The sequence below is a fragment of the Mesorhizobium sp. C264A genome (assembly GCF_040324515.1).
In the GTDB taxonomy this organism is placed as follows: Bacteria; Pseudomonadota; Alphaproteobacteria; order Rhizobiales; family Rhizobiaceae; genus Mesorhizobium.
Window position 1 is genome coordinate 907,377 of the sequence record NZ_JAMYVY010000002.1, and the last position, 18,212, is coordinate 925,588.

At 64.5% G+C, this 18,212-nt stretch carries 18 protein-coding genes and 1 tRNA gene; 7 read left to right on the top strand and 12 right to left on the bottom strand.

Annotation, left to right across the window (positions count from 1 at the left end; translation table 11 throughout):
• Positions 1 to 5: 5 nt before the first annotated feature.
• From NKL04_RS23320 to NKL04_RS23340, 5 genes are all read right to left on the bottom strand, one after another.
• Positions 6 to 1,007, bottom strand: a complete 1,002-nt coding sequence (locus NKL04_RS23320; RefSeq protein ID WP_023700423.1) for an Ldh family oxidoreductase — start codon at positions 1,005 to 1,007, stop codon at positions 6 to 8.
• 114 nt (positions 1,008 to 1,121) lie between these two features.
• Positions 1,122 to 1,931, bottom strand: coding sequence for an ABC transporter permease (locus tag NKL04_RS23325; RefSeq protein WP_023689221.1), 810 nt, complete (start codon positions 1,929 to 1,931; stop codon positions 1,122 to 1,124).
• Positions 1,931 to 2,644, bottom strand: coding sequence for an ABC transporter permease (locus tag NKL04_RS23330; protein WP_245271369.1), 714 nt, complete (start codon positions 2,642 to 2,644; stop codon positions 1,931 to 1,933). The genes NKL04_RS23325 and NKL04_RS23330 overlap by 1 nt, the downstream gene beginning before the upstream one ends.
• A 161-nt stretch (positions 2,645 to 2,805) precedes the next feature.
• On the bottom strand, positions 2,806 to 3,606 hold the full coding sequence (locus NKL04_RS23335; RefSeq protein ID WP_023671323.1) for a transporter substrate-binding domain-containing protein: 801 nt from the start codon (positions 3,604 to 3,606) through the stop codon (positions 2,806 to 2,808).
• A gap of 54 nt (positions 3,607 to 3,660) precedes the next feature.
• Positions 3,661 to 4,476, bottom strand: coding sequence for an ABC transporter ATP-binding protein (locus tag NKL04_RS23340; protein WP_023671322.1), 816 nt, complete (start codon positions 4,474 to 4,476; stop codon positions 3,661 to 3,663).
• Positions 4,477 to 4,702: 226 nt separating this feature from the next.
• Here NKL04_RS23340 and NKL04_RS23345 point away from each other — a divergent pair, with 226 nt between their 5' ends.
• The 4 genes from NKL04_RS23345 (at position 4,703) to NKL04_RS23360 (ending at position 8,788) form a co-directional block, all read left to right on the top strand.
• Entirely contained in the window at positions 4,703 to 5,575 is an 873-nt protein-coding gene (locus tag NKL04_RS23345; protein ID WP_023671321.1) for a dimethylarginine dimethylaminohydrolase family protein, read from the top strand.
• Positions 5,545 to 6,216 (top strand): TetR family transcriptional regulator C-terminal domain-containing protein, encoded by a 672-nt coding sequence (locus NKL04_RS23350; protein ID WP_023671320.1) that lies wholly within the window; start codon positions 5,545 to 5,547, stop codon positions 6,214 to 6,216. The genes NKL04_RS23345 and NKL04_RS23350 overlap by 31 nt, the downstream gene beginning before the upstream one ends.
• Positions 6,217 to 6,312: 96 nt before the next feature.
• Positions 6,313 to 7,893, top strand: coding sequence for a 5-guanidino-2-oxopentanoate decarboxylase (locus NKL04_RS23355; protein ID WP_023689217.1), 1,581 nt, complete (start codon positions 6,313 to 6,315; stop codon positions 7,891 to 7,893).
• 187 nt (positions 7,894 to 8,080) lie between these two features.
• Positions 8,081 to 8,788 (top strand): SDR family NAD(P)-dependent oxidoreductase, encoded by a 708-nt coding sequence (locus tag NKL04_RS23360; RefSeq protein WP_023671318.1) that lies wholly within the window; start codon positions 8,081 to 8,083, stop codon positions 8,786 to 8,788.
• 136 nt (positions 8,789 to 8,924) lie between these two features.
• Here the strand turns inward: NKL04_RS23360 and NKL04_RS23365 are convergent, their stop codons facing one another.
• From NKL04_RS23365 to aroA, 4 genes are all read right to left on the bottom strand, one after another.
• On the bottom strand, positions 8,925 to 9,746 hold the full coding sequence (locus NKL04_RS23365; RefSeq protein ID WP_023689216.1) for an MOSC domain-containing protein: 822 nt from the start codon (positions 9,744 to 9,746) through the stop codon (positions 8,925 to 8,927).
• Positions 9,747 to 9,993: 247 nt separating this feature from the next.
• The gene (gene rpsA, locus NKL04_RS23370) at positions 9,994 to 11,691 is read right to left on the bottom strand and encodes a 30S ribosomal protein S1 (protein ID WP_023671316.1); all 1,698 of its coding nucleotides are present in this window, start codon (positions 11,689 to 11,691) and stop codon (positions 9,994 to 9,996) included.
• A 204-nt stretch (positions 11,692 to 11,895) separates the two neighbouring features.
• The gene (cmk, locus tag NKL04_RS23375; protein ID WP_023671315.1) at positions 11,896 to 12,540 is read right to left on the bottom strand and encodes a (d)CMP kinase; all 645 of its coding nucleotides are present in this window, start codon (positions 12,538 to 12,540) and stop codon (positions 11,896 to 11,898) included.
• Positions 12,541 to 12,780: 240 nt separating this feature from the next.
• Positions 12,781 to 14,139, bottom strand: a complete 1,359-nt coding sequence (gene aroA / locus NKL04_RS23380) for a 3-phosphoshikimate 1-carboxyvinyltransferase (protein WP_023671314.1) — start codon at positions 14,137 to 14,139, stop codon at positions 12,781 to 12,783.
• 206 nt (positions 14,140 to 14,345) lie between these two features.
• On the opposite strand from aroA, the gene NKL04_RS23385 reads away from it, so the two are divergent.
• From NKL04_RS23385 to NKL04_RS23395, 3 genes are all read left to right on the top strand, one after another.
• Positions 14,346 to 14,738 (top strand): TIGR02300 family protein, encoded by a 393-nt coding sequence (locus NKL04_RS23385; protein ID WP_023671313.1) that lies wholly within the window; start codon positions 14,346 to 14,348, stop codon positions 14,736 to 14,738.
• A gap of 173 nt (positions 14,739 to 14,911) precedes the next feature.
• Positions 14,912 to 14,987: transfer RNA gene (locus NKL04_RS23390), tRNA-Ala, on the top strand.
• Between the two features lie 93 nt (positions 14,988 to 15,080).
• Positions 15,081 to 15,470, top strand: a complete 390-nt coding sequence (locus NKL04_RS23395) for a hypothetical protein (RefSeq protein ID WP_023689215.1) — start codon at positions 15,081 to 15,083, stop codon at positions 15,468 to 15,470.
• A gap of 49 nt (positions 15,471 to 15,519) precedes the next feature.
• Here the strand turns inward: NKL04_RS23395 and NKL04_RS23400 are convergent, their stop codons facing one another.
• Genes NKL04_RS23400 through NKL04_RS23410 form a run of 3 tightly spaced genes read right to left on the bottom strand, consistent with a single transcriptional unit; the run spans position 15,520 to position 18,196 of the window.
• Positions 15,520 to 16,284 (bottom strand): ABC transporter ATP-binding protein, encoded by a 765-nt coding sequence (locus NKL04_RS23400; RefSeq protein ID WP_023671311.1) that lies wholly within the window; start codon positions 16,282 to 16,284, stop codon positions 15,520 to 15,522.
• Between the two features lie 24 nt (positions 16,285 to 16,308).
• On the bottom strand, positions 16,309 to 17,307 hold the full coding sequence (locus NKL04_RS23405; RefSeq protein WP_023671310.1) for an ABC transporter substrate-binding protein: 999 nt from the start codon (positions 17,305 to 17,307) through the stop codon (positions 16,309 to 16,311).
• Between the two features lie 40 nt (positions 17,308 to 17,347).
• Positions 17,348 to 18,196, bottom strand: a complete 849-nt coding sequence (locus NKL04_RS23410) for an ABC transporter permease (protein ID WP_023683543.1) — start codon at positions 18,194 to 18,196, stop codon at positions 17,348 to 17,350.
• Between the last annotated feature and the right edge of the window lie 16 nt (positions 18,197 to 18,212).

An 18,212-nucleotide genomic window follows, 5' to 3' on the forward strand; every position in this document is an offset into this window, starting at 1 on the left:
CCGCTTCAGCCCGAATAGCGCTCGGCGAATTCGGAAATGCGCTGCACCACGGCTTTGGGGGCATTGATGCCGCGCGCCTGCGCCTTCTCGGCCGCTTCGGCCCGCGCCCGGCCCGGCACGTGCACGCCAAAGCGCCGGCGCAGCCGGTCGAGCTGGTCCTTCATGCGTTGCTCGAAATCCGGGTCGAGCAGCTTGGGCTCGACGGCGAGCACGAACAGGCCGGTTCCCGGGCTGTCCGATCCGCCGGAGAACCAGGGCGCGTCGAGCGACCAGTTGGCGCCCGACAGGCCAGCCGCCAGCACTTCGACCATCAGCGCGATGTTGGCGCCACGCTGGCCGCCGAAGGCCAGCATGGCGCCCTTCATGGCAGCGGCCGGATCGGTGGTCGGGTTGCCGCTGGCGTCCAGCGCCCAGCCTTCGGGGATCTTCTTGCCGTCCTCGGCCGCCTTGCGGATGTTGACGAAGGCGGTGGCGCTCGACGACTGGTCGATGACCAGCGGCGCGCCATCGGCGGCGGGTGCCGCAAACGACATCGGGTTGGTGCAATAGACCGGCTTGACCGAGCCCGAGCCTGCCAGCACCGCCGGCCCGTTGGTGGCGGCGAAGGAGACCAATCCCAGCTGCGCCAGACGCCCGGTGAAATAGCCTAGTGCGCCGCACGTATAGGCGTTCTTCTGCGAGAAGATGGCGACGCCGAACAGCTTTGCCGCCTTGGCGAGGTCGTCGATGGTGCGGTCGAAGCCGGTATGGGCGAGGCCGCCACGCGCATCGGAGAGATAGACGGCGAGCGCCGGCCTGGTGATCACCGGATCGGCATTGCCGTCGATGCGGCCGGCTTCCAGCGCTTCGAGGTAATCGATGAAATGGGTCAGCCCGACGGTCGAAAGCCCTTCCGCCTCGGCGGCAATGATCGAGGCGGTGAGCGACCGCGCCGCCTCCTCATTGGCGCCGGCGCCGAGCGCCGCCATCCGGCACAGCCCTGTTGCCTGGTCTAGAGAGAGTTGCATGGTGCGGACCCGATTGGTGGTGAGAGTGAGTAGGGAGTAGTCAGTAGGGAGTAGCGAAAGCAAGCGGTTTCCCGGTCATATGCTGACTACTCACTACTGCCTGCTCACTATTCCCTAGCCCACCTTGTTCGGTATGCGCGCCTCGATCTTGCTGAATGCAAACACCAGTATGCCGGTGATGATCATGTAGATCAGCGCCAAAAGCAGCAAGGGTTCGTAGGTGAGATAGGTGTCCTGCCGGACCTTGGACGAGACGGCGAAGATGTCGATGACGCTGATCGTCGCTACCAGCGGCGTCGACTTCAGCTGCAGCACGGTTTCGCCGGTCAGCGTCGGCAGCGCCCGGTAGATGGCCTGCGGCAGCCAGATGCGGCGGAAAATCTTCCAGCGGCTCATGCCGAAGGCGCGGGCTGCCTCGAGCTGCCCCTTCGGCACGCCGGCAAAGGCGCCGCGCATCACCTCGCCCTCATAGCCGGCGAAGGACAAGGTCAACGCCAGCACGCCATAGGGCCAGGCTTGCCTGAGATACGGCCACATCCAGGATTCGCGGATCCACGGATATTGCGGAAACAGCGAGCCCAGCCCGTAATAGAGCAGCCACAACTGGATCAGCAGCGGCGTGCCCCTGATGACGGTGCAGAATGTCCTGGCTGGAGCGGAAAGCCAGAACGGGCCGGCGGCCTGCGCCAGCCCGAGCGGCACGGCGAGCAGGAAGCCGAGAAAGCAGGTGACGGCCAGGATCCACAGCGAGCGCCAGATGCCGAGAAGCCCCATTTCGTAATATTGCGGCAGCCAGTCCCAGCGCATGAAGAAGGCCGCACCGAAAACCAGCGCGATTGCGACCAGGATCAGCACGATGCGATGCGGCTGCAGCCACAGCGACGTGCGCGCGGCAGCGTTGATGATGGTCGCTTCTCCGGCCATCAGCGCGCATCCTTGAGCGACGGCATACCGCGCCGCGACCAGGCCTCGAGGCGGCCGATGAGCAGGTTGGAGACCAGCGACAAGATGAGATAGAGCACGCCCGCGGCGAAAAAGAAGGTGAAATAGGCTTTGGTGACGCCCGCCGCCTGCCGCGTCGCCAGCGCCAGCTCGTAAAAGCCGACGACCGCCAGAAGGGCCGTATCCTTGGTGGCGATCAGCCACAGATTGGCGAGCCCGGGTATGGCGAAGGGCAGCATCGCCGGCAAGGTGATGCGCCGCAGCATGAGCCCGGGTGACATGCCATAGGCGCGAGCGGCTTCGATCTGGCCCTGCGGTATGGCCAGGATGGCGCCGCGGATCACTTCGGTCGAATAGGCGCCCTGGACAAAGCCGAGCACGGCGATGCCCGCCGCAAGGCCGCTGACGTCGACGCGCTGGTAGCCCATTGCCGTCAGCGCCTGGTTGATCAGGTCTGTTCCGGCATAATAGAGCAGCAGGATCAGCACCAGTTCGGGCACGGCGCGCACGATGGTGGTGTAAACCGCCAGCAGATCGCGCACGACAGGACCGCCATAGAGCTTGCCAAAGGCGCCACCGGTGCCGATCAGAAGACCGAGGACCGTGGCGCCGAGCGCGATCTCGATCGAATGGAGCAGCCCAAGCAACAGCGTGCCGCCCCAGCCCGGCGGATTGGGCGAGAGAAGTTCTATGATGCCGGCCGCCGAGGCCGAAAGAAGTGCGTCGATCAGCGTCGCCCCCGGATTGCTGGGTCCAACCACCGCCGACGGCAGCGCCGGCGGCAAGCATGTCTGGGAAAGGTCGGGCAGGAGGGGCATGGCGTTGGCGCCATGCCCCTCAGCTCATGCGAGGATCGTCAGTTCGACTGCGCGCCGCCACCACCGTAAATGTCGAAATCGAAGTATTTCTTCGATATCTCGTCATATTTGCCGTTCGAGCGGATCGCCTTGATGCCGGCGTTGATCTTGGCCTTAAGGTCGGTGTCTTCCTTGCGCACGCCGGCGCCCACGCCCGGTCCGAGCACTTCATCGTCCGGAGCCACCATGCCCTTCAGATCGCAGCAGGCCTTGCCCTGGTCCGACTTCAGAAATGCGTCGAGCGCGATCGAATCCGCCTGGACGGCGTCGAGGCGGCCTGCGGCCAGATCGTTGTTGGCTTCGTCCTGCGTCTGGTATTCCTTGATCTCGGCGGCCGTGGGCCCGAAATGCTTCTTGGCATAGGCCGAATGGGTGGTCGACACCTGCACGCCGAGCACTTTGCCCTTGAGATCGTCGGGCGTGGCGCCGAATTTCTGGTCCTTCGGCCCGATGATGGCGGTCGGCGTGTTGTAGTACTTATCCGAGAAGTCGATGGTCTTCTCGCGTTCGGCAGTGATCGACATCGAACTGGCGATGACGTCGATCTTCTTGGTCGTCAGCGCCGGGATGATGCCGTCCCAGGCGACAGGCGTGATGACGCAGTCGAGCTTCTCCTCGGCGCAGACGGCGTCGATGAACTCGATTTCCCAGCCAACCCATTTGCCGGAAGCGTCCGGCGAGGTGAAGGGCGGATAGGGCTCGGCGGCGACGCCGATCTTGACCGGATCGGCCTTGGCCACGCCCATGGCGGCGACGCCGAGCAGCAGCGCTGCGGCGAATGTTTTCAGAACAGTCTTCATGTCACGACTCCCAGTTTGTTGTTGGTTCCCGGTTTTCTTCCGTCCCGGCTTGTCCTAGCCGATGTTGCGGATGAACTGCTTCAGCCTTTCGGATTTCGGTGCGCCGAATATCTGCTCCGGCGGCCCCTCTTCCTCGACCAGCCCGTTGCAGAGGTAGACGACATGGGTCGCGACCTCGCGGGCGAATTTCATTTCATGCGTGACCAGCACCATGGTGCGGCCCTCGCGCGCCAGGTCGCCGATCACCTTCAGCACCTCGCCGACCAGCTCCGGGTCGAGCGCCGAGGTCGGCTCGTCGAACAGCATGACGCGCGGGTTGATGGCCAGGGCGCGGGCGATCGCCGCGCGCTGCTGCTGGCCGCCCGAGAGATAGGCCGGATAGACGTCGCGCTTTTCGGCCAGGCCGACGCGCGCCAAAAGCTTTTCGGCTTCCCTGATCGCCACGTCGCGCCTGACGCCCAGAACATGCACCGGAACCTCGATGACGTTCTCGATCAGCGTCATGTGGCTCCACAGGTTGAAGTTCTGGAACACCATGCCGAGCTTGGCGCGGATGCGTTCGATCTGCCGGCGGTCGGCGGGCACGGTGTGGCCGTGGCTGTCGGCCTTGAGTTTGATCTCCTCGCCATTGACGCGGATGATGCCGCTGGTCGGGTTTTCCAGGCAGTTGATGCAGCGCAGCAGCGTCGACTTGCCGGAACCCGAGCCGCCGATAATGGCGATCACCTCGCCGTCGCGCGCCGACAGCGAAACGCCTTTCAGCACATGCAGATGGCCGAATTTCTTGTGCAGGTTCTCGACATGGATGGCTTCGGCGGCGCCGTCCTGCGCCTTGCCGGATTGGACTGCGGCGGTTCCCGCCGCGCTCACCGGGGAACCTCTGCCACAGGGTCCACGGCAGATCGTCGAACGTCTATCCGGCTAATCAACATACGCTGTAATGCCCACTCCAGACTTCAGCATGGACCCAACAGCGCGAGCCCGTCAATCCCGCTCATTACGGCACTTGCGGCCTTATTGTGCAAGTGTATAAATAGCCTCCGATGAAATTTCTTCCATTTTTTTCACCCTGAACACGGCATTGAAAAGGGCACTGATGAGCGCTTTCGGATCACAGTCCATGGCGGCGCCGTTGCGGCGCGTGCTGATGCGGTCGGCGGCCAATGCCATGCGCGGTGCCGACCGGGCTACCTGGCACTATGGCCCGGGTTTCGACCCGGCGAAAGCGGCGGCGCAGCACGCGGCTCTCGCTGAGCTGGTGACGGCGTCCGGCGCCGAAATCGAATGGATCGATGACAATGCCGACGGGCTGTCGGATTCCGTATTCACCCACGATCCGTCACTGATGACCGATCGCGGCGCGCTGATCCTGTCCATGGGCAAGCCACTGCGCGCCAGGGAGCCATCGCTGCATGAGGAAACCTACACACGCTTGGGTATTCCTATCCTCGGCCGCGTCGAGGCTCCCGGCCAGGTCGAAGGCGGCGATTGCGTATGGCTGGATAAAAACACGCTGGTAATCGGGCGCGGGGTGCGCTCCAACCAGGAAGGCATACAGCAGGTTTCCAACCTGCTGACGCCGCTCGGCATTTCCGTCTACGGCTTCGATCTGCCGCTGTGGCAGGGCGAGGAGGCGTGCCTGCATCTGATGTCGGTGATCAGCCCGCTGGCCGACGACCTGGCCCTGGTCTATTCACCGCTTTTGCCGGCGCCGTTCTATCAGTTGCTGAAGGCGCGCGGCATCCGGCTGGTGGAAGGCGACGCCGAAGAGTTTGCCGCGTCCAACGGCCTCAGCCTGAACGTGCTGCCGACCAGCCCGCATAAGGTCATTGCCGTCGCCGGCTTTCCCAAGACCAAGGCCGCGATGGAAGCCGCCGGCTGCACGGTTCAAATCTTCGAGGCGGATGCCCTCTGCATCGCCTGCGAAGGTGGGCCGACATGCCTGACGCGGCCCATCCTGCGGCAATGAATGAGCGCCGCAAGTTCCGCCGCGAGGGCGAGGAGCGGCGGCGGCAGGATTTGATCGACGCGACCCTGGACAGCGTGGCCGAACATGGGCTGGAGGGCGCCAGCCTGCGCACCATCGCACTGCGCGCCGGTGTCACCGCCGGGCTGATCCGGCACTATTTCCCCGGCAAGGAAGACTTGCTGCAGGAAGCGTACGCGGCGCTGATGGGCCGCATGACCGAGCAGGCGAAGGCGGCATTGCTCATGGAAGACGCCTCGCCGCGCCAGCGCCTTGCGGCCTTCGTTGCCGCCAACCTCAACGCGCCGATCATCGATGCACGCGTGTTTTCGCTCTGGGCAACCTTCATCGGCCGCGCCGGCGCGGATCCGAGCCTGGCTCGCGCCCACCGCGAAGGCTATCTCGGCTTTCGCAACGAGGTGGAAGCAGTCGTTGCCGAAGTGCTCGGCGCCGAGCAGCGCAGGCCAAACGCAAATGAGCTGCGCCGCCATGCCATCGCGATCAACGCGATCATCGACGGGCTCTGGATCGAAGGCTGTCTGGCCGCAGAGATGTTCTCGCCTGGCGAATTGGCGGGGATCGGCGTCAAAGCCATAGAGGCCGAGCTCGGCCTCGCGCCGCAAACGCAATTCCAGGAAAAGTGAGAAGCGGTTTTCCGTCCGGAATTGCGTTAAAAACAAAGAGGTAGAGCCGATCATTGTTTCCGTTGAACAGTGGTCGGCACTAACGGGAGAGAACCCATGACCACCATCGGCGAAGCCCTCATCACGCTGCTCGAAGCGCATGGCGTCGACACCGTTTTCGGCATTCCTGGCGTCCACACTGTCGAGCTTTATCGCGGGCTGGCGCGTTCAAAGATACGCCATGTCACGCCGCGTCACGAACAGGGCGCCGGCTTCATGGCCGACGGCTATGCCCGTGCCAGCGGCCGGCCGGGCGTTGCCTTTGTCATCACCGGACCGGGGCTGACCAACACCATCACCGCAATGGGCCAGGCGCGCGCCGATTCGGTGCCGATGCTGGTGATTTCGGGCGTCAACGCGATGCCGACGTTGGGAAAGGGACTGGGCTTCCTGCACGAACTGCCGGACCAGCGCGGCATGATGGAGAAGGTGGCGCTGTTTTCGCAGCGTGTCACCGAGGCCAGCGAATTGCCTGGCGCTTTGGCGCGGGCCTTCGCGCTGTTTTCGTCGTCGCGGCCGGGCCCCGTCCATATCGAGATCCCGACCGACGTCATGGTCAAACCGGCCGACGGCATCGCTGCTTCGCTCACCAATGCAGCGCCGCCGGCGCCGGATGGCGCGGCCATTGCCGAGGCAGCCAAACTGATCGCAGCCGCGCGCCGGCCGCTGATCCTTGCCGGTGGCGGCGCCAAGCGCGCCGAACAGCCATTGCAGCTTTTGGCCGAGCGGCTCGGCGCGCCTGTCGCCCAGACCGCCAATGCGCGCGGTCTGCTGCATGCACATCCGCTTTGCGTGCCGGCCAGCCCCAGCCTGAAGGCGGTGCGTGCGCTGATGGCAGACGCCGATCTGGTCATCGCCGCCGGCACCGAATTCGGCCCGACCGACTATGACGGTTACAGCGATGGCGGCTTCGTGCTGCCCGCCAATCTGATCCGCATCGATATCGGCGCCGACCAGCTCGCCCGCCGCCCGGTGAGCGTCGGCATCCAGGCCGATTGCGCGGAGGCGCTTGGCGCACTGCTTGGCGCGCTCCACCCTGATCATGCCGCGGCGAAGGACGGCGAGAGCCGCGCAGCCGCGTCGAGAAAGGCGGCCTTTGCCGAGCTCAGCCCGGCCTATGCCGCGCAGGTGCGTGCGGTGGAAACCATTCGCGACGCGCTGCCGGGCGCCATCATCGTCGGCGATTCCACCCAGCCGATCTACGCCGCCAACCTTTACTACGACCATGACCGGCCAGGCGGCTGGTTCAATGCCGCCACCGGTTTCGGCGCGCTCGGCTACGGACCACCGGCGGCGATCGGCGCAGCCCTTGCCATGCCCGGCGTGCCGGTGGTCTGCCTCACCGGCGACGGCGGCTTCCAGTTCACCTTGCCGGAGCTGGGCGCGGCGCTCGATGCACCCGCACCGGTCATCTTCGTCGTCTGGAACAACAGATGCTATCGCGAGATCGAAACGTCGATGCTCGATGTCGGCGTCGAGCCGGTCGGCGTGTCGCCGGCGCCGCCGGATTTCTGCAAGCTGGCCGAGGCCTACGGCATATCAGCCGAACGGCTTGCCGGTACTGCCGGTCTCGCCGATGCGCTCAAACGCGCACGCGCAACCAGACTGCCGCACGTCATCGAAATCACCATCGACTGACGCTTGACCGCGCGCTTTACGTCAATGCGCGGGTCAGAAGGGGGCGGTCGGCGACTTCGAGCGATGCAAAGACGCAACAACTGCCATGTCGAGATGTCGGTTGAGTGATCGTGCAAAAGGCGCGACGCTCTGCGTCGGCGCGGCACGACAAGCGACATAATCATAAGAAACGACAGGAGCGTCCAGGATGACGGAAACAGTTCAGGGCAAGCATATCGTGGTGACCGGTGGCACCGGGGCGCTGGGTGCCGCGGTCGTCGGCAAATTGCTGGCGGACGGCGCGATCTGCCATGTGCCGAATGCCCACGCGTCGGCCCCCTCGCATTTCCCCTTCGCGGCCCATGATCGCGTCCGGCTGGCGCACAATGTCGATCTCGCCGATCCTGCCAAGGTCGATGCCTTCTATGACAGCGTCCCCGAATTGTGGGCCTCCATCCATCTGGCCGGCGGCTTTGCCGCAGCCCCGGTCGAGAAGATCGAATCCGCATCCTTTGCCGAAATGATGGACACCAACGCCCGCACCGCCTTTCTGTGCTGCCGCGCGGCAGTGCGCTCCATGTTGGGCTCGAACACAGCGGGCCGCATCGTCAATGTCACGGCACGCGCCGGGCTCGACCCGCGCCGAGGCGCCGGCATGGTCGCCTATACCGCGAGCAAAGCGGCAGTGGCGGCGATGACCGTGGCGATGGCGGAAGAGCTGAAGCACAAAGGCATACTGGTCAACGCGGTGGCGCCCTCGACGCTCGATACGCCGGCCAACCGCGCCGACATGCCGGATGCCGATTTCGGCAAATGGGTCAGCCTCGAAGCCGCCGCCGAGGCAATCGCCTATCTGGCATCACCGGCCAATCTGGCAATGAGCGGAACGCTGGCGCCACTTTACGGCCGCGCCTGAAGTTCCGCCGCGCAGGCGACTCATTTGGTTTGGCTTCCGATGGCGGCCTTTGCCGACCTCGCCTGAGTCTACAGCGGAGGTTGGCCATTCAATCATGGCGTCCGCCGACGCCTCCACGGCATTAGAAGGCCTGCGACTACGTCAGGTTCGAGACGCCCGCTTCCACGACCTCGACTGCGTCGCCGATGGCGATCGCGCCGGCGTTGTTGGGAATCGCATTCTGGCCGAAGATGATGCCGCCCTTGGCGGAGCGGTGGAGTTTGCCAAGCGTCTGCAACGGCTCGCGCGGGTCCGGCTGCTCGCCGCTCAACGGATCTCGGGTGGTGATGACGCAGCGCGAGCAGGGCTTTGCGATCCGCAACTCCACCGTGCCGATGCGGATCGTCTTCCAGCTGTCTTCAGGCCATGCGCCTTCTGCGTCGACGACGATGTTTGGCCGGAACCGCGCCATCTCGATGGGCCTGGCAAGATGGCTGTTCAGATGGTTCAGCGAGCCTGTCGTGGCGATCAGCAGCGGAAAACCGTCGGCAAAGCCGACGAAATCGCCGGGCTGGCCGAATTCCGCATCGACCGGCCGGTTTTGCGGATCGTCGAAATAGACGAGATCGACAGGCCGGCCAAGAATAGCCGAGAGATAGGCGCCGGCGGCCGGATCGCCCGGCCGCGCGGCAGCCATATCCTTCCAGATCTTGACTTGCCGGAGCGCGGTGCCGGGAGCCGGAGCCTCGACGAAGTGCGAGCCATGCCTGTCATGTTTCAACAGGATGCCCGTTCCGCGATGCTCGACGTCGATCGTCGTCATATCAGGTATCTGGCGAATGGTGAGGAACTGCCCATCCTTGTCGACGACCATCCAGCGGCGGTCGCCTTCCATGCCCATTGTCTCGATGTCGGCGCTCGGCACGGCATGGCCGCGCAGGCTCTTGACCGGATAGCGATAGAGTTCGACGACCTTCATCCCGCATGCTTCTCCGTTGCCCGAAGGGCCGGACTTCCGTGTTTACGTCTGCAACGACGGCCGAGCCTACAACCGCGCGTGTGGAATTGAAGGGGTTGCACAGTCTTAGTCTAGTGCCAATCGCGCAGCCGAGCATGAAAAACCCGCGAGCCTTGCGGCCCGCGGGTTTTCTTGTTCAGGCTGCGCGCGAGGCGCAGCCGAGGCTTACGCTTGCGCGAAGCGGCTTACGCGCTGCGCGCAAAGCGGCTTAGCTGCCCTGCTTCTTCAGCGCGGCGCCAAGGATGTCGCCCAGCGAAGCGCCGGAGTCGGTAGAGCCGTACTGTGCGACGGCTTCCTTCTCTTCGGCGATTTCCAGCGCCTTGATCGAGACCTGCAGCTTGCGGGTCTTCTTGTCGAAGGCGATGACGCGGGCGTCCAGCTTCTGGCCGACCGAGAAGCGCTCGGGGCGCTGCTCGTCACGGTCACGGCTGAGGTCGTTGCGCTTGATGAAGGTCTCTATGCCGCTGTCGACCAGCCGCACTTCCAGGCCGCCATCCTTGATGCCGGTGACTTCGCAGGTGACGACCGCGTTCTTGCGCAGTTCGCCTGAAGTCGCCGCTTCGCCGACCGTATCCTTGGCCAGCTGCTTGATGCCGAGCGAGATGCGCTCCTTGTCGATGTCGACGTCGAGCACCTGCGCCTTGACCATGTCGCCGCGATTGTACTCTTCGATGACCTGCTCGCCCGGACGGGTCCAGTCGAGGTCCGAGAGGTGCACCATGCCGTCCACGTCGCCTTCAAGGCCGATGAACAGGCCGAACTCGGTCTTGTTCTTGACCTCGCCCTCGACCTGGCTGCCGACCGGATGGCTCGCGGCAAAAGCCTGCCACGGATTCTCGAGCGTCTGCTTGAGGCCGAGCGAGATGCGGCGCTTGGCCGGATCGACCTCGAGCACGACCACGTCGACTTCCTGCGTCGTCGACAGGATCTTGCCGGGGTGCACGTTCTTCTTGGTCCACGACATTTCCGAAACGTGGATGAGGCCTTCGATGCCCGGCTCCAGCTCGACGAACGCGCCGTAGTCGGTGATGTTGGTGACGGTACCCTTGATCTTCTTGCCGATCGGGAACTTGGTGCCGATCTCGGACCACGGATCGCTCTCGAGCTGCTTCATGCCGAGCGAGATGCGGTGGGTTTCCTGGTTGATGCGGATGATCTGCACCTTGACCGTCTGACCGATGTTGAGGATCTCGGTCGGGTGGTTGACGCGGCGCCATGCCATGTCGGTGACATGCAGCAGGCCATCGATGCCGCCGAGGTCGACGAACGCACCGTAATCGGTGATGTTCTTGACGACGCCTTCGACAACCTGGCCTTCTTCGAGGTTCTGCACGATTTCCGAACGCTGTTCGGCGCGGCTTTCCTCGAGCACGGTGCGGCGCGACACCACGATGTTGCCGCGGCGGCGATCCATCTTGAGGATCTCGAAGGGCTGCGGGTTGTGCATCAGCGGAGAGACATCGCGGATCGGGCGGATATCGACCTGGCTGCGCGGCAGGAAGGCCACGGCGCCGTCGAGGTCGACGGTGAAGCCGCCCTTGACCTGGTTGAAGATGACGCCTTCGACGCGCTCACCCTTGGTGAACTTCTCTTCGAGCTTGACCCAGCTCTCTTCGCGGCGGGCCTTGTCGCGCGACAGGACGGCTTCGCCCAGCGCGTTTTCGATGCGCTCGACCATGACCTCGACCGTGTCGCCGACCTTGAGCGTCGAGTCCTTGCCCTTGACGCCGAATTCCTTCAGCGGCACGCGGCCTTCGACCTTGAGGCCGACATCGATGATGGCCATGTCTTTTTCGATCGCCAGGATCGTGCCCTTGACGACCTGACCTTCGCCGGAGTGACCGGTGGTAAATGATTCTTCGAGCAGGCTCGCGAAATCGTCGCGAGTGGGATTTGCAGCTGACATATTTTCTCCTGGAGTGCCCCGCATCTGAAGCGGGACGGGCGCCGTGGGTTAGCGTTGCGTTGGCCTGCCGGCGTTCCGGGCTACAAAAGCCCTGGGCCGCCTAAGCGGCAATTCCGGCGCATGAAGAATGCTGGCAGGCTGGTTCGTGCCCGATATGGGTATTTTCTTCGCTTCCGGCAATCGGTGGAGCGGGAAAACCCTGGATCAGGCTTTGTCTCTCTTGGCCAGGGCGTCGTCGATGATCGCTTTGGCCGCCAGAAACGCGGCCTCTATAGCCATTTCGGAGGTATCAAGCAAGTGCGCGTCCGCCGCCGGCTTCAGCGGCGAGTCGGCGCGGCCCATGTCGCGCTCGTCGCGGCGCACAATATCGGCAAGAATTTCGGCGAAATCGGCGGTGCCGCCGATGCTTTCGATCTCGGCCAGCCGGCGCTGCGCCCGCACTTCGGCGCTCGCCGTCACATAGAGCTTTATGTCGGCGTCAGGGCACACAACCGTGCCGATGTCGCGCCCGTCGAGCACCGCGCCTGGCGGTGTCCTGGCGAAATCGCGCTGCTTTTCGACCAGGATGCGCCGGACGGTAGGGTAAATCGCGACCTTCGAGGCCGCCTCGCCAACCGCATGCGCCGACAGCACCGCACGGTCGAGCTTTGCCAGATCGACCTGGCGTGCGGCGGTTTCGGCTGCTGAGACATTGTCGAGTGGCAGCGCGTGCCGGATCAACGCATAGGCGACGGCGCGGTAGGTGAGGCCGGTGTCGAGCAGGTTGAGGCGGTAGTGGTCGGCCAGCCGTCGGGCCAGCGTGCCTTTGCCGGCGCCGGCGGGACCGTCGATGGCGATGGTGAAGGTCATTGGCGGGCCAACACGAAAGACAGACGCCGCGATCCTTCGCGCCCCCCTCTGTCCTGCCGGACATCTCCCCCTCCAGAGGGGAGATCAGAAGCTTCTGCGCCCCACTCTTTCCTGCAATTTCGAAAACTGGCGAAAGCCGCTGTGACGGCCGATCTCCCCCCTTGAGGGGGAGATGTCCGGCAGGACAGAGGGGGGCGCTGTCCCGCCGACATCTCTGCTTGCTTTGCGCTTGGCATCAACCTACCCGATCTCCGCACCGAGCCCCGTCATCAGACCCATGAACTCCGGGAAACTCGTCGCGATCATGGCGGCGTCGTCGATGGTCACCGGCTTTTCCGTTGCCAGCCCCATTACCAGGAAGCTCATGGCGATACGATGGTCGAGATGCGTCTGCACCGTCGTGTCCTGGCCATTGGGATGGCCGCCCAGCCCCTTGCCGCCGGGCTTTCCGCGCACCGCGAGCGAAGCTTCGCCTTCGGCGCAGTCGACGCCGTTGAGCTTCAGCCCATTGGCAACCGCTGCCAGTCGGTCGGATTCCTTCACCCGCAGCTCTTCCAGCCCCTGCATCAACGTCTCGCCCTCGGCGAAGCTCGCGGCAACCGCCAGCACCGGATATTCGTCGATCATAGACGGCGCCCGCTCGGGCGGCACGGTGACGCCCTTGAGCTCGGAGTAGCGCACGCGCAGATCGGCAACATCCTCGCCGCCGGCATTGCGCGGGTTCAAGATGTCGATCTGGCCGCCCATTTCCTGCAACGTTAGAAGCAGGCCGGTGCGGGTGGGGTTCATCAGCACGTTCTCGATGACGATGTCCGAACCCGGCACGATCAGTGCCGCGACCAGCGGGAAGCCGGCCGAGGAGGGGTCGCCGGGCACGGCGATGGTCTGCCCCGTCAATTTGCCCTGGCCCTCGATGAAGATGTGGCGCACGCCGCGCTCGTCGGTCTCGACCGAGAGATTGGCGCCAAATCCCCTAAGCATCTTTTCGGTATGATCGCGCGTCATCACCGGTTCGATCACGGTGGTGATGCCGGGCGTGTTGAGGCCTGCCAGCAGCACGGCCGACTTCACCTGCGCCGAGGCCATCGGCACGCGGTAGGTAATGGGTGCGGCGTGTTTCGGCCCATGCAGCGTGATCGGCATGCGGTCGCCCGGCGTCGCCTTCAGCACCTGCACGCCCATCTGGCGCAAGGGTTCGAGCACGCGGCCCATCGGCCGTCCCGACAGCGATGCGTCGCCGATGAAGGTCGTTTCCATGTCGTAAGTGCCGACGAGGCCCATTGTGAGGCGGGAGCCGGTACCGGCATTGCCGAAATCGAGCGGGCCTTCCGGCTGCAGCAGCGCGCCATTGCCGGTGCCGCGGATCACCCACTCGGCGCCGCGCTTCTCGATATGCGCGCCCATCGCCTTCATGGCGGCCGCCGTGCGCATCACATCCTCGCCTTCGAGCAGGCCGGTGACGCGGGTTTCGCCGGAGGCAAGGCCGCCGAACATCATGGAACGGTGCGAAATCGACTTGTCGCCCGGCACGCGAGCGGTGCCGGAAAGGGCGGATGATTTGCGGGCGGTGGCCGGCTTGGCAGCGGCGGCGTGAGACATGGAATTTCCCTGGACGGAATGCCGGCGCACCGGCGCTTTTCATTTGTTGCGGCGGTCTCGTATCACGGCGGGCACGAATGGTCATCCCCATGGTCGTCGCTTGGCGCGAGGCCTTTCAGTGCTTGGTTTTGTGACGCCGGCTTTTCGCTTTGACAGCGCGGTAAACTGTGGTTAAGGGGACCACTCTTTTACTGACGAGGCTTGACGTGGCAAAAAACGAACTTGGCACAAAGCGTGTCGACCCTGAAACGGGCCGAAAATTCTACGACCTGAACAAGGACCCTGTCGTCTCGCCCTATACGGGCAAGACGTATCCGCGTTCCTATTTCGAGGACGGCAAGATCGCCGCCCTCGAAGAGGAAGAGGAAGTGGCCGAGAAGGAAGTGGACGCCGAGGAAGAAGAAGGCGTTGAAGTCGTCTCGCTTGAAGAGGCCGACGAAGACGTCAAGGCCGGCGACGAGCTTCCCGACCTGGGCGACGACGAGGACGATGTCGATCTAGGCGACGATGAGGACGATACTTTCCTTGCCGACGAAGAGGAAGAAGACGACGATGTCGCCGACATGATCGGCGTCGGCGACGACGACGACGAAGTCTAAGAACGCTTCGAACGCATGCATTTAGCGGCGTTCACGGGCTATGACGAAAAAGCGGCCCTCGAAGGCTTGATCTTCAGGGAAGGCGGGGTTAGAAGCCGCCTGCACTAAACGGCGCGGTCCTGAAACCCGCGCCGGACCTCTCGCCGGCAACGGCGACGGCTGACTGCCGGAGTGGGGCCATAGCTCAGTTGGGAGAGCGCTTGAATGGCATTCAAGAGGTCGTCGGTTCGATCCCGATTGGCTCCACCAAACAGTCTCTTTCCGACGCTCGGTTTCGCGGCATTCATGCTTGTCGCCTGCCAGTCGGCGCCTGAACCATCATCGCCGCCCGCACCTCAGCCCATGGAGCCTGCCGCGATCTCTGCTCCTGATGGTGCGGCGGTCCTCGATCCATCCGTGCGGGTTATGCCGCCCGGCGAAGGCGTCCCGGCCAAATATGTCGCGTTTTCCGGCATATGGGGCGGACAGCTGGACGGGATGTATGACGGCAAGCTCGCCGTGCTGACGATTACGCGCGGCGGCAATGTCACCGCCACCTATGCCTGGGGCGATGTCGCCGACAACAAACCGGGCGTGGCCGATGGCGAAGGCAAGATTTTCGGCAACACGTTGAAACTGCGGCGCCTTCCCAATGGCGCGGACGTCAGCGCGGTCATTCAGGCGGACGGAACGCTGGCCGTCACCTATGGGCTTGCCGACCGAACCTATACGGGCACGTTCACCAAGCAATAATCGCGAGAGCTAATCTTCCGGGGGAGCCACGGCTGGCCCCTTCCCTTGATCAGTGCAATCCGAATTCGCGCAGCAATTCTTCACGGTAGCGCACGAAGCGGCTCTCGCTGCGCTCGCGCGGGCGTGGCAGGTCGATGTCGATCAACCGCGCCGCGCCGCCTTTCTCCTTGGGCAGGATCAGCACCCGGTCAGCCAGATAGATCGCCTCCTCCAGATCGTGGGTGACCATCACCATGGTGACGTTCTCCTCGCTCCAGATGCGCGCCAGTTCCTCCTGCATGCCGATCTTGGTCATGGCGTCCAGGGCCCCCAGCGGCTCGTCGAGCAGGAGGATCTCGGGCTGCACGGTGAGCGCCCGGGCGATGCCGACGCGCTGCGCCATGCCGCCGGAAAGCTGGCTCGGAAAAGCATCGGCGAATTCGGCAAGGCCGACCAGGGCGACGTAGAAGCGGGCGCGTTCCTCGGCCTGCCTCTTGGGAACACCGCGCACTTCGAGGCCGAACGCGACATTGCCGAGCACGCTCAGCCACGGCAGCAGCCGCGGTTCCTGGAAGATCACGGCACGCTCGGCGCCGACGCCATGCACCGGCTGGCCGTCGATCGCGACACCGCCGCTGTCGGCCGCCTCCAGCCCGGCCAGAATACGCAGCAGCGTGGTCTTGCCGGAGCCGCTGGCGCCGACGATGACCAGGCATTCCCCCGAACGAATGTCGAGGTTGAGCGTCCGCAGCACGGCAAGCTGGCGCCCGCCGAGGCTGAAGGATTTGGACAGGTCGCGGATCGAGACCTCTCCGCCACGGTTGGAACCGGCCATCTTGTCTCTCAGCTATTTCAAAGCTCAGTTGATCTTGGTTTCGCCGGGCCGGTACAGGATGTCGGCGGCTTTCAGCTTGCCCTTGGCCAGACGGCCGTCTCGCTCCAGCACGGCGACCCAGAAGTCGATGTCGCGATCGGTCGCCTGCGCACCTTCGCGCAGACCAAAGCCGGTCCAGTAGCGGGCGAGATCGCCGTTTTCGCCGCGCTTGTCGAGGATAGTGGCCAGCACCTTGCGGGCTTCGTCCGGGTTCTGGCGCGACCAGTCCGAGGCGCGCGCCGACTGTTCGACGAAGTTGCGCGCCGCATCCGGGTTGGCGGCAATGAAGTCGCGCCTGAGTACGACGAAGCCGCCGGCGAGTTCGCCGAGCACCTGGGTGTCGTCGAACACGCCGCGCACGCCGCCGTTGGCGACCAGCGCGCCGGCAAAGGTCGCCTGCCAGTAGCCGAGGCCGGCAATGTCGACCTGGCGCGAGCGCAGCGTCTGCTCAAGCTGCGGGCCGGGCACGACAATGAGGTTGGCGGCGGTCGGCGGCAGGCCGACGCTGTGCAGGGCCTCACGCACCGTATAGTCGAGATGAGCGCCGAGCGTGTTGACCGAGATGGTCTTGCCGGCAATGTCGGCGATCGATTTGATCGGGCTGTCTTCCAGCACGTAGAAGACGCTCTTCACATCCTTGTTGATGCCGTTGCTCGGATACGCCGCGACGAAGTCGTTGCCGCCGGAGATCGAGTTGATCACCGCTGCGGTGGCGGCCGAGCCGATGTCGACGCTGCCGGAAGACAGCGCAAACAGCGATTCCGGTCCACCCGAGGAATAGCCGACATTCTCCAGCTCGACGCCGAGCCCTTTGAAGTAGCCGAGCTCGTCGGCCAGCTCGTGCGGGGAGATGCTGCCACGGCTGGCGAGGTAGCGGAACTTGACGGCTGCGGCTTGCGCAAAGGCCAGGCGCGGCAGGCCGGCGGCGATGAGGCCGGCGGCAAGCGGCGCGCCGGCAAGCAGCGAACGGCGGGTGATTTTCATGATCGGGTCCTTGTGAGGTAAACGGTGAGGGGCGGACTGCTCAGTTGACAGGATTGCTCCAGCGACAGAGCCGCCGCTGCAGGGTGACCAACGCCTGGTTGGCGATCAGGCCAAGCCCGGCGAGGATGACGATTGCCGCAAACATCAGCGGGATCTGGAAATTGTACTGCGCGTTCATCACCTGGAAGCCGATGCCCTTGTTGGCACCGATCATCTCGGACGCGATCAGCAGCAGCAGCGCCGTGGTGGCGCTCAGCCGCAAGCCGACGAAGATCGACGGCACGGCGCCCGGCAGTACGACGCGGCGAAACACGGTGAGCCGGCTCGCACCATAGACGCGCGCCATTTCAAGCAGCTTGGGATCGACTTCCTTGACGCCGCTGGTGGTATTGAGCAGCAGCGGAAACAGCGTCGCCCAGAAGATGACGAAGATCTTCGAGGTCTCGCCAAGTCCCAAGAGCAGGATGAACACCGGGTAGAGCGCCAGTGCAGAGGTCTGCCGGAACACCTGCAGGATCGGATCGAGCGCGGTTTCGACCGGGCGCACCTGGCCCATGAACAGGCCGAGCGGAATGGCGACGGCCACGGCTGCGGCAAAGGCGATGCCGGCGCGCTGCAGGCTGATGGCGATGTCGCCGAGCAGGCTGCCGCCGGCAAGCCCCTTCCAGAGCGCTTCGACGATCATGTCGATCGGCGGCAGCACCGCCGCGTTGACCCATCCGACGCTGCTCGCCACCTGCCAGAGCGCCAGGAAGCCGGCAAGCACGCCGTAGCGCTTCAGGAAGCGAACAGCAGCCCGGCCGCCGAGGCGCAGAAAGTCGGTGCCGAGCCCGGTTTCGCCACCACTGCGGCGAACCGTGATTTGCCGATCGATGTGCTGCAACGTCATTGCTTCACCCCTTCGA